Annotated in this window: 9 protein-coding genes; 2 read left to right on the forward strand and 7 right to left on the reverse strand. The window is 63.4% G+C overall.

Annotated elements, in window-relative coordinates:
• Nucleotides 1-102 precede the first annotated feature (102 nt).
• Nucleotides 103-1,188, reverse strand: coding sequence for a phosphotransferase (locus D106_RS15290; RefSeq protein ID WP_231372877.1), 1,086 nt, complete (start codon nucleotides 1,186-1,188; stop codon nucleotides 103-105).
• A 262-nt stretch (nucleotides 1,189-1,450) separates the two neighbouring features.
• Nucleotides 1,451-3,253 carry an ABC transporter ATP-binding protein gene (locus D106_RS0111420; protein ID WP_018880108.1) on the reverse strand — a complete coding sequence of 601 codons (1,803 nt, stop codon included), beginning with the start codon at nucleotides 3,251-3,253 and terminating at the stop codon, nucleotides 1,451-1,453.
• A 247-nt stretch (nucleotides 3,254-3,500) separates the two neighbouring features.
• On the opposite strand from D106_RS0111420, the gene D106_RS0111425 reads away from it, so the two are divergent.
• Nucleotides 3,501-5,114, forward strand: a complete 1,614-nt coding sequence (locus D106_RS0111425) for an AMP-binding protein (protein ID WP_038045913.1) — start codon at nucleotides 3,501-3,503, stop codon at nucleotides 5,112-5,114.
• 34 nt (nucleotides 5,115-5,148) lie between these two features.
• On the opposite strand, the gene D106_RS0111430 is transcribed toward D106_RS0111425, so the two are convergent.
• The 5 genes from D106_RS0111430 to D106_RS0111450 all read right to left on the reverse strand — a co-directional run bounded on the left by D106_RS0111430 (nucleotide 5,149) and on the right by D106_RS0111450 (nucleotide 8,982).
• Nucleotides 5,149-5,973 (reverse strand): GNAT family N-acetyltransferase, encoded by an 825-nt coding sequence (locus D106_RS0111430; protein ID WP_018880110.1) that lies wholly within the window; start codon nucleotides 5,971-5,973, stop codon nucleotides 5,149-5,151.
• Nucleotides 5,974-6,079: 106 nt separating this feature from the next.
• Nucleotides 6,080-7,048, reverse strand: coding sequence for a glycosyltransferase (locus D106_RS0111435; protein ID WP_018880111.1), 969 nt, complete (start codon nucleotides 7,046-7,048; stop codon nucleotides 6,080-6,082).
• Entirely contained in the window at nucleotides 7,045-7,926 is an 882-nt protein-coding gene (locus D106_RS0111440; RefSeq protein ID WP_018880112.1) for a hydrolase 1, exosortase A system-associated, read from the reverse strand. Before D106_RS0111440 ends, D106_RS0111435 begins: the two co-directional genes overlap by 4 nt.
• Complete coding sequence (locus D106_RS0111445; protein ID WP_018880113.1) at nucleotides 7,923-8,726, reverse strand: hydrolase 2, exosortase A system-associated; 804 nt, start codon at nucleotides 8,724-8,726, stop codon at nucleotides 7,923-7,925. The genes D106_RS0111440 and D106_RS0111445 overlap by 4 nt, the downstream gene beginning before the upstream one ends.
• A gap of 7 nt (nucleotides 8,727-8,733) precedes the next feature.
• Nucleotides 8,734-8,982: a phosphopantetheine-binding protein gene (locus tag D106_RS0111450; RefSeq protein ID WP_017941958.1), complete on the reverse strand. Its 249-nt coding sequence runs from the start codon at nucleotides 8,980-8,982 to the stop codon at nucleotides 8,734-8,736.
• A 268-nt stretch (nucleotides 8,983-9,250) separates the two neighbouring features.
• Here D106_RS0111450 and D106_RS0111455 point away from each other — a divergent pair, with 268 nt between their 5' ends.
• On the forward strand, nucleotides 9,251-11,074 hold the full coding sequence (locus D106_RS0111455; protein WP_018880114.1) for an asparagine synthetase B: 1,824 nt from the start codon (nucleotides 9,251-9,253) through the stop codon (nucleotides 11,072-11,074).
• The last annotated feature ends 254 nt before the right edge of the window (nucleotides 11,075-11,328 follow it).

Raw genomic sequence — 11,328 nt, forward strand, 5'->3', positions numbered from 1 at the left:
GCCGCCCCTCCCAATCATAAGAAACGCGTGAGAGGCGCCGCGAGAGACATATGAACTGCCAGTACGCCATACCTACCGAATCCTCGATCCACGCTTAGCGAACTAGGCTCGCACCAAATTTTTCGCCTCTTGGATTAGCTTGCGAGCATGCTTCCTCCGCTCCAGCTGCCGCAATGGGTTTGCGTCACCCCGACCACTGAAACCTAGGATCCGGGAGGCAATCAAAGCGAAGCGAATTGCTTTGAACTCGGGAGCGTGACGCCAAGATTCATCAGAAGAAGATGGGGCCCCATAACCTTGGAGGAACCCCCGAACCAAGGTTTTGTGAAGCGAACTACGAAAAGCACGCCGAGCGAAGAAGGTTTCAGTCTGAAACACGAAATACCCGACATCAAGGAGCGGCGAACCGAAGCCGTTACTGGACAAGTCGAGTCCGGTCATGCTGTCTTTTGCGGAGAGCAGGTTACCCGGATAGAAATCCCCGTGAATGATGGAATTAGGGCGATCGCTTTTGGCCACCACCCGTAGATTCGATGCGCCTTTCTCAAGGTGCTTCATGTCGGCCAATGAAAAATCGAGGGTACCTTGAGCCTGCGCCTCGGTGAGCCGCATGACGGCTTGTTCTAGTAGAAACGCCAGGGTCTTGACAGGAACGGGTTCCTGGGTTTCGTGCTGCGAGGGCCGAAAGTCTTGCGTGATCATCTGGAAATGGCGAAGCCATTCGCCTGCTCGGAAGAAGGCCTCTGCGAGGTCGTCGACGAAGACAGGTCTCCACGGAACAAGCGGGATGGTTTTCAACCTGTCTTGAAGTCGATTTCCGGGTTCGTGTCTGGTTACGATGGTCCCCGTCTCCGGTATGCTCATAACCACGCTGGGAACCCGAAAACGGGGATCTCTGTGGGGGCTGGCGAGAAAGTATTCGGAGATCGCCGCATCTCGCAGTGTTTGGCGCGCCTTCCAAGACTCGATGCCACCTGGCCCGTTTAGGGTCTTGATCCATAAATCAAATTCTCGCTGCGCCAACTTGACCCGGACATGATGAACGGATGAGCTCGGCCGGGACGCGACCCGGAGAGGCGCGATAGATTGTATTTCTTGTTCGAAATGATTCTGGAGCTGGATATAGACATCGCTCGGCGCGTTATCGTGCGCGATCGGAAAGGGTTTGTTCGGTGGTACGTTGGTCATAGAGTCGCCTGTCCCAGGTTTTTCGTACTCAAGTAAAGGCCAGAGACGGGCATCGTCCTCCAAAAGAAGAGTTGGCGGGGCCGATTACGATCGGGGAAAAGAGGCTGAAAAGGGCGCCACAGGAAAACGCGCGGTTTGCGAATACGGAGCCAACTGTGGGGGCGTGCGAGAATGTGGTCAGGCAGGACCAGAGACTTAGGGGCACGAAACGCCACTCGGATGACTTCAGGTTCTCTCGGCGTAGTCATCTCGAAGCCGCGCGCTATGAGGAGCCGGCAGCTAGGCGCCGGAAGGGTACACTCCGGTCCGAGAGTTCTTCGTAGGTGCCACAATCCGCCAAAGCACCCTGCTCCAGGACGTAGATTCGCGAGCAGGGACGTACTGTGGTCAGGCGGTGCGCGATCAGGATGATGGTCTTTTCACCGGATAGATTGTGCAGAGCTTCCATCACGGCATGCTCCGTCGCGTTGTCGAGAGCACTGGTCGCTTCGTCGAAAAAGAGTACGGCAGGATCGCGATACAAGGCTCTGGCAATGCCGATACGCTGGCGCTGACCACCCGAGAGCCGCGTGCCGCGTTCACCAATGACCGTATTATAGCCAGCCGGCAAATCGCGGGTTACGAATTCGTGCACGTTAGCCAGGCGAGCGGCCTTTTCCACGGCGGCGTGATCGATCTTGTCTTCCGGCACCCCCAGAGCGATGTTGCTGGTCACGGTCTGGTCCGCCAAAAAAATGTGTTGCGGCACATAACCGACAGCCGCTTGCCAGTTGCGGATATTCTCCCGAGTAAGGGGTTGGCCGTCGATCTGAACGGTGCCTGCCTGGGGCTCGAGCAATCCCAAGAGCAGGTCGACTAGCGTGCTCTTACCCGCTCCGGACGAACCGACAATGCCCACCGTCGTTTGAGCCGGAATCTCCAGCGAGACTCCATCCAGTGCGGGGCGCGCATGCCCCGGATAGTGATAGGTGACATCGACCACCTTGGTCGAACGCTCTGGAACGAGGGGCTCCGGCTGCTCATTGCGCGCAAGCAAAGGGGTGCTCTCCGGACGCGGGCCCAAGTCCTTGAGAATGTTGTCTACGGCGGCCGCACTGAAGCGCAATGATGCCACCTGCTGAAAAATCTTTTGGAAGGCAGGGATCAGTTGGCGTCCAGCAAGAGCATATAGGCCAATGATCGGCAAGGCTTGGGCCAAGCCGCCTTCGCCCGCCATCAGAACGAGAATGAGCAATAGCACCCCGCCGAAGGCGATGGCCTCGATGGCGTATTGGGGTAGATCCTTAAGCAAGGCGGCATTCGCCTGATGGCTCGCAAAGCGCTTGGAAGGCTGGCGATAACGCTCCAGATAATCGCGCTCCCGACCAAGAAGGCGAATCTCCTTGGCCCCGGCAAACGCTTCCGCGGCGGCCGTGAAGCGTTCGCGGTTCGCCTCGACGCGGTCTTCCCCAATGCGGTTTAACCAAGTACGCGCAACGATGTAAATGGCTGCGTAAACACCGCCTAGGCTGACAGCCACAATCAAGGCGAGCCATGGTTGCGCGACGACCAACAAAGCAATGATAAAAAGAGCCAGTAGTACCTGGCTTATCAGCCGCAACATGGGCATCAGTGCCCCATTGATGGCCTGGGTCGTCTCCTGCAGGACGGTCTTGGCAAGGTCGCCCGAATTGCGGTTGAGGAAAAACGTGAACGGCCGGCTAAGGTAGTCGCCCATCAGTCGCCGCGAAAGCTCGTACTGCTGCATGTGGGTGAATCGCGTGATGGCCCACTGGTTCAGGGCCTGGAGCGCGGTCCCACTCACGAAGAGCACAAATGCCGCCACCCCCAGGAAGTAGAGAAAGCTGCCGGTGGACTCGAAGCCAAGCCATTCGTAGGCGAGGCGCAGCATCTCGTTGTCCTGGACCATGTTCGGGTCGGACAGCACCGCCAGGAACGGCATAACCGACGCAATGCCCGCAGTCTGCATAAAGGCCGTGACGATCATGAGAATCACCAGCAGCCCGACCTTCCCGCGGTCGCGGGGGTCCAGCAGGGCATTCAGCTTGCGCAGGGTTTCCAGCATGTCGCGCCGACCCGGATCCTTCATGCGAGGGCCATTGGCGGCCCAAAGGGGAACCGCCATCAGGCAGCCGTTAGCCAGGCCATGCGGCCTGTAGATGTACTCGATTGTACGAGATGCGCCGATCGCGGAAGCTTGGAGGGAAGGGTCCAGGGCGCGGCAAGCTGCGAGGGCTTCGCGCCACAAGTGGCTGGAAGGCTCGGCAAGCCGCGCGGATAAAGGATTTTCGAGCAAAGCGGGGGCCACAACAGTGCCAAACGCCAGGCTAACGAACGGATTGCTGAGCGGCTTCCTGCGCTCGGTAGAACAATTCCCGGAGCGCCCGGCCCTGGATGTGGAGGGTCAGGTGCTCAGCTACGGGGAGTTGTTCGAGGCTGCTGCCGCAACCGCCCACGCGCTGCAGCAGTCCGTCGATTGCGATGGCACGCCCTGCCGTATCGGCGTGCTGGCCCAGCGCTCGCTGGCGATGTACCAGGGGCTTCTGGGTACGCTGCTGGCCGGACACACCCTGGTTCCGCTGAATCCGGGCTTCCCGACGGAGCGCACACTGGCGATGGCCGAGCAGGCGGATCTGTCGGCGTTGCTGGTGGATGATCAAGGGTTGGAGCGGCTCGATGACCTGTTGGGGGCGTTCTCACGCCCGCTCGTGATCCTGCTACCCGATACCGAGCGGCTGGACGAGCTCCAGGCGCGCTGGCCCGGGCACGACTTTCGGGTGGCCGGAGGCGCCCCTCTACCCACGGACTGGGTACCATCAGCTGTATCACCCGATGACCTGGCCTGCCTCTTCTTCACCTCGGGTAGCACGGGCATACCCAAGGGCGTGGGCGTACTCCAGCGCAATGCGGCGCGGTTTGTGGAGATGTCGCTGGAGCGGTACCGGGAGTTCGGCATTGACGAGACCGACCGCTTCTCGCAGTTCTACGACATCACCTTCGACTCGTCGATGTTCGATCTGTACGTCTCGTGGGCCTTTGGCGCCTGCCTGTGCTGCCCGTCCGCGAAGGAGTGGTTCAACCCCAACCGCTACATTGCGGACAAAGCACTGACGGTGATCGACATCACGCCCTCGGCCGGGCACGGGATGAACCGTCGCAACGGCTGGGCGCCGGGGCGTTTTCCGGACCTGCGCCTGTGCCGCTTTGGCGGCGAGGCACTGTCGGCGGAACTGGCCGAGGCGATGGCCGTTGCCGCGCCCAACGCCTGGATCGACAACGCTTACGGCCCTACCGAATGCACGGTGGATGCCTGCTTTTACCGCTGGGACCCGGCGCAGTCACCGGCGGAATGCGAACACGGCATGGTCCCGATCGGCTATCCGGGCAACCAGGTGGAGCTGCGGGTGGCGGACGAGGCCCTGCGGGAGGTACCCATCGGGGCCGAGGGCGAGTTACTGATCAGCGGCCCCCAGGTGACCCCTGGCTACTGGAAGGATCCTGAGCGTACGGCGCAGGCCTTCGTGCACCTGGAGGACGGTCGCGTGCACTACCGGACCGGCGATCTGGTGCGCCGCCCGGGCCCGGGCGAGCCGATCACCTTTCTCGGGCGCCTGGACCATCAGATCAAGATCGGCGGGGTACGTATCGAGCTCGGCGAGGTAGAGGCGGCGCTGCGCGAGGCCGCCGGCACGGACCAGGCGGTGGCCGTTGGATGGCCACGAACGAAAAGCGGCGCCTCCGGGATCGTGGCCTTCGTGGTGGCGGAAGGCGCCGACGAAGCAGCCCTGCGCGATCGGCTGCGCCAGCGCCTGCCCGCCGTGATGGTCCCGCGAACCATTCACTCGCTCGAGAATCTGCCGCTCAATGCGAATGGCAAGGTCGACCGCAAGGCGCTGATCGCGCGCCTTGCGTCTGCAGACGCGTAACGCACGCTCCATTGCGCAGGGCGAGCGACTCCAGCTACGCGGCCTTAACCACCCCCGGAACCGCCAGGTAGCTGTGCCGTTCATGCACGACCCGGAAACCTTTACGTAGGTGGTTCCGGTAAGAGGGATCGGGCTTGGCCTCGGTTCCGATCGCCGTATCCGAAACGACCCAGCTGCATCCGTGTTGGGCCGCATCCTGGATCCGGGCAGAGACGATGGCTCCGTGGAGTCCGCGACCTCGATATTCCGGGTGAGTGGCTGCCCAACCGGTCCACGCAAGCCCTTCGCCAAGATAAAGCAGCCCGGTTGCCACAACCTTCCCCGCATCGAGCACCAGCCACTGGCGCCATCTCGGAGCATGCGGGAGCGCCGCCAGAAGTGCCGTTACCTCCTCTGGAACGGAGAAGGTTTGCGCGGCCAACACGGCGCCCGCATCGTTGTCTTCCGGCTGCCAGGGGCGAATCTCGAGGTCGGTTTTGACCTCGGGAATATCGCGGGTAGAGCGCACCAGAACCGCCGAAGGCGCACCACGACGAATCCTGCGATCCCGCAACCATTGGGGGATGGGCTCGGGGCGGGCATGGGGGCTGAGCTCCACTGCCCAGGGAAGCGCATGCGGCGCGTACAGGGCCGCGAGCTCGTCAATATAGTCTTCGCTTGCCGGCTCCGAGACACCCAGTGCCAGCACCCGGTTAAAAACCAGGATCTTCTTCAGCCCCGGCGCAACGAGCGCGAGGCCCGAGCGACTACGAACGGCCCGAAAACCCGGAATGCCTGCGGTTTCGGCCACCCTCATCATGCTCTCGTAGGCTTCGGCCTCGATCAGTTCGGCCTGTTCGGGAGTGGGTTCCGCATTCATGGGACACCTCCTTGCATCGGCGACGGCTCGCCGGAGAAAACGTTCGTCGATCGAGTGAAATCTCTCAATCGCCCCCGGACGATTCGGAGCGCAGCCATCCAGTCATTCAGTGGGCCTTGCGACCGACACTTTTCCAGGCACTCAGGGCAAGATACGCCCAGGCAGAAGCGGACCAGGGATACCGGAACGCCGACTGACGAAAAGACCGCAGCGCCAGTCTCGGGTCCCCCTCCCAGTAGTGGTGATAGCCGAAACTGAAGCATGTCTGCGCAAGGCGCCGGCGAATTGCACCGAGCGATGTCTTCTCTCCGCGCGGGCCAAGCCGTCCCCAACGACGCAGCGCCTTGCGGACCACCTCGTATTCATAGTTCGTATCGGGATACTTGGTAATACAGCCTTCGCCATGAAGCCGGTAGAGAGCCGTCACGAGGTTCAACTGGTGGATTTCGGTCAGTCTCGAAGCCCGCAGCCAGTAATCGTAGTCCTGGCCCCTCTTGAGTTCGGGGTCGAACTGTCCAACGCGTTCGACCAGATCGCGCCGCATCATCACCGTGATGGTATGGGGCAGCGAACCAAATAGCAGACGGTTGTACAACCAGCCTGATCCACGTTCCACAAGCGATTTCCCATCGGGGTTCTTCGGGTGCACGCCCTCGGCTGAATCGGGTTTCAGAAACGTCCCGGATGGATCGGGCTTCCAGTTATGCCAGGCCGTGAAGGTCATCCCGATCTGGGGATGTTGGTCCATGTAGCCCACCTGCGCCGCGAGCTTGCCCGGCAACCAGACATCGTCGGAATCGATGAACGCGATGTAGTCGCCGGAGGCGGCGGCGATGCCCGCATTGCGGGCCACGGCCGCGCCCTGGTTCTGCTGGGTCAACAGCGTCAGGCGGTCGCCATATGCGCGCAGGACCTCGATCGTCCCGTCGGTCGAGCCGTCGTCCACCACGATCAACTCGACGCTGGGATAATCCTGGTCCAGAACACTGTCGACGGACTCGGCAATGTATGCGGCCGTGTTGTAGGCCGGCATGATCACCGACACCAGCGGCTTCTCGGGGTCCCACGTTGTCATGGTTCTGTGCCTGTCACCGGAAGGCCGCGCACCCAGTCATGGGTCCATTTCGCCACCTGATCGCGCCACTCGCGTCGGGAGAAGGTGTGGTTCGCGTCGGGCAGATCATGCAGGGTTACCCGCGACTCCTGTAGCAACCCATTCCAGACGGGCGCGTTGGTCGCCACATCGCGAAACTCGGCGGCGGTCAGGTCGTCACCACTAAGGATCACGAGGATCGGCCCCTGAAAGCGCTTCCAGCCTGCGGCCATCCGCTCCGGCAGGGGGCCATGGTCCGTGTCGGGACCCGTGTCGTGCGCACTCGAACCGGTAGCCCGCGGACGCAGGGCGGCCCTGGCCATGCCCGCGAGGGATTTCGCGGAGTTCCATGGGTTCAGTCGCCCACGCAGAGCCCCGGTCCAGAAATCGCGACTGGCCAGACGCTGAAGGTAGTATGTCTTCAAGTAGGCCCGCGCCAGCCCGTCACTGGTTCGCACCCAGGGATTCACCAGGACCAGGCCTGCCACCCGGTCATCTCGCCAGGCATAGAACAGGCCGGCCGAAGCGGCGCCACAAAGCCCCCAAATCACGACCTCGCGCATCTCCGGCGCCTCGGCCGAAAAGGTATCCATCGCCGCCCGCATGTCGTCATGGACCTCCTTGAACGTCCGCTGACGACCGGAAGAGTCCCCCATGCCGCGAAAGTCGAAGCGGAACACGGGTATTCCCTGCGCCGCCAGGTGTCGAGCCAGGAGCAGGAACTGGCGGTGACTGCCAACCCGGTACTGGGGCCCGCCCACGGCGATCAGCACACCACGCCGGGCGCCCTCCGCCCCTGGGTGCAGGATACCCAGCAGTTCCTCCTCCCCCACCCGGAAGACAACGGCGCGCTCGCTCATGCCAGGGCCTCCAGGCGCTGCGTGGTCGCCTCCAGCAATTGCGGCACCTCGATAATGTCCTGGGTGGACCAGAAGGCATCGCCGCCGATCACCCGGGTGTCGACAGCGGCACCGGCCTCGCGCCAGCGTTCAACCAGGCGCTCGCTCGCCGGCGGCAGCGGGGCATCGTCCTGTGCCGCGATATCGAACCAGGCGACGGATGCCGCGCGGGGCTGCTCCAGGCGGGCGGTGGCAAGGCGCTCGGCGAGGGTGGGCGCAAGCGTGTAGCCCGCCACCTCCAGTGCTTCGCCATCCCGCAGCCGCGAGCGCAGATCAGCGGTGGATTCCTTCTGCCCGCCCATCATCCCGGCGGCCATGCGCAGGCGCAGGAACTGGGTCAGGTGTTGTTCGCCATTCGTGACGGGCGACCAGTAGATCGCGGCGGCGGCCTGTTCGGCACGCGCCGTCAGGAAATCGCCCGCCAGCAGACAGCCGGCGCGCAAGCCCCAGACCAGAAGGGGGGCCGGGCAGCAGGCCTCGAGATGGTCGCTGCAGCGGGCGAGGTCATCCAGCCACAGGTCCCAGTCGGCATCGCCGAAGTCACCGCCACTGTCGCCGCATCCGTAGAGATCCGGGATCAGCACCGCATACCCGGCCTGCGCCATGCGGCGAGCCTGCAGGTTCACCATGCGGCGGGACTTGTTGAGCTCTTCGGCAAACGGCGGGAAAAACAGCACACGGCCACGGACGGAAGGGCCTTCCGGTCGATGCAGCACATGGAACACCGGTCCGGCCTTGCCCTCCAGGAACCCGGCTTCCATGACCGAGCTAGTCGAGCTTGGCGTCGATGAAATCGGCGAGGGTGCCGACCGTCTCGAAGGTCTCGGCGCTGACGTCATCGTCATCGATCACGATGTCGAAGTGGCTCTCGATCGCGGTGATCAGCGAGACCACCGCCATGGAGTCCAGTTCGGGGACGCCGCCCAGCAGCGTGGTGTTGCGGTCGAACTGCTGCGCACGTCCATTCAGGCTGAGGGCGCTGTCCAGCAGATTCCGGGTGTGATCGAGGGTCGACATATGAAGGTTCCTGAAGGCGGGTATCCGTGCCCGGCCGGAGATGCGGGTTACCCGGCAGGTTACCGTATCTGCACAGGCTGTCCAGATCATCGCTGACAGCCCGCGGGTCCCGCGTGATCGGCTCGTTAACCCCCTGCACCCGGCAAGCCTTCGAACGCCCGACCCCGGACGTAGAATGGTGACCCATACGGCACGGATTGCCGGGCCCACGCCCGGGTGCATACATCAACCAGCGTTTCCCTGGACCGACCAGGCAGCAGGCGGACGGATGGCGGGACTTTGTGGATGGTTCGCGGTCAATGCCGCATCCCCGGGCGACGCCCTCGAGGCCCAGGGGGCGGCCCTCACGGGGCTCCCCCGGGCACGTGAATCCCGGTGCACGAACCGTCTGGGTGGCTGCCTGGTTCGGGGCGGCTGGACCGCGCAGGAAGGGGACGTCATCGCCGCAATCGCCGGCCATCCGCAATGGCGCAAACCCTCACTGGCGGAACGCGCACGCGAGCGCGACCCCGCGCAGGCCCTGCTGGAGGCCTGGCGACAACACGGCACCGGACTCTTCGAACAGGTTAGCGGCGACTACGCGCTGGTCATCGTGGATGCAGGCCAGGGCCGGCTGGTAGCCGGCACCGATCGCCTGGGTCAGACGCCACTCCACTATGCACGGTTGAATGGCGGCGTAGCCTTCGGCACCAGCGCGGGGAGCGTGATTGCCCATCCAGCGGTCGCCACGGAGGTGACGCGCGAGGGGCTCTACCACTACTGCTTCTTCCACATGCTGCCGGCCCCGGTCAGTCTGTTCGCCGGGCTGGAAAAGCTGCCCGCCGCGCACTGCCTGACCCACAACGGCGACCGGGCCGAAGTGAACGCCTACTGGCGCCCCGTCTTCGCGGAGGACGGCAGCGCCGCGCCGGCAGCGCTGGAACAGGAGCTGCGCGAACGGGTGCAAACCGCGGTGGACCGGCGCGCGGATGGCCCGCGAACCGGCGCTTTCCTGAGTGGTGGCCTGGACAGCTCCACGGTCGCCGGCATGCTCGCCAGCATCCAGCCCGGGGCGGACAGCTTCAGCATCGGCTTCAACGCGCCCGGCTACGACGAGATGGAGTACGCGCGCATCGCCGCGCAGCACTTCGGCACCCAGGCACACGAGTACTATGTGACTCCCGAGGATGTCGTCGACGCGGTGCCCCGGATCGCCGCCAGCTACGACGAGCCCTTCGGCAATTCCTCGGCGCTGCCAGCCTATTTTTGCGCGCGCATGGCCAAAGACGCCGGCATGACCCGGCTGCTCGCCGGCGACGGGGGCGACGAGCTCTTCGCCGGGAATGCGCGGTACGCCAAGCAGGGTGTGTTCGAACACTGGGGGCGCATCCCCGCGCCTTTGCGGCGAAACCTGCTGGACCCGCTGTTTACCCGCCTTACGCGCTCGGTCCCTGTGCTCGGCAAGGCGCGCAGCTATGTGGAACAGGCGCGCATCCCGCTACCGGACCGGCTGGAGACCTACAACTACCTGTACCGGCTGTCGCAGGAATCGATGTTTACGCCGGACTTCCTCGCGGGGCTGGATCGTGAGGCGCCATGGGAGCTCATGCGCCGGATCTATACGCAGCCGGAGGATGCCTCCACGCTGAATCGGATGATGTACCTGGACTGGCAGCAGACCCTGGCCGACAACGACCTGCGCAAGGTGACCGGCATGTGTCAGCTCGCCGGGGTCGATGTGACCTTCCCGATGCTGGACGACGACCTGGTCGAGTTCTCCTGCCGCGTGCCGTCCGCGTTGAAGCTGAAGAAAGGACGCCTGCGCCACTTCTACAAAGAGGCGTTCACCGGCTTTCTGCCGGAGGCGATCATCGACAAGAAGAAGCATGGCTTCGGCCTGCCGTTCGGGGTGTGGATGCAGGAACACGCGCCGCTACAGGAACTGGCCTACGACAGCCTGCTGCGGTTGAAGGGACGCGATTTCCTGCGCGACGACTTCATCGACGAACTGATCCGCCTGCATCGCGAGGAACACGCGGCGTATTACGGCGAACTGGTGTGGATCCTGATGATGCTGGACCTCTGGCTGGAGTCGCACCCCGCCGCCCGCTAGCCGCCTGCGCTCGCTATTTGTTCACCACGAAGCACACGAAGGCACGAAGAAGGGCAAGGTCAAGGACGGTTACACCACGGAGGACACGGAGGACACAGAGGGCACGGAGAAGGGCTGGATTAGGGTTGGTAGGTCTGGTGATCGCGTCCTGTCTGACACTGTCCGGCACCGGGGTGTCGCAGGCATGCTGTAAAGACAGCACAAGAATTTCTTCGTGCCTTCGTGTGCTTCGTGGTGAATTCAATCCCTTCAGG

This window comes from Thioalkalivibrio sp. ALE9 (assembly GCF_000377445.1).
In the GTDB taxonomy this organism is placed as follows: Bacteria; Pseudomonadota; Gammaproteobacteria; order Ectothiorhodospirales; family Ectothiorhodospiraceae; genus Thioalkalivibrio.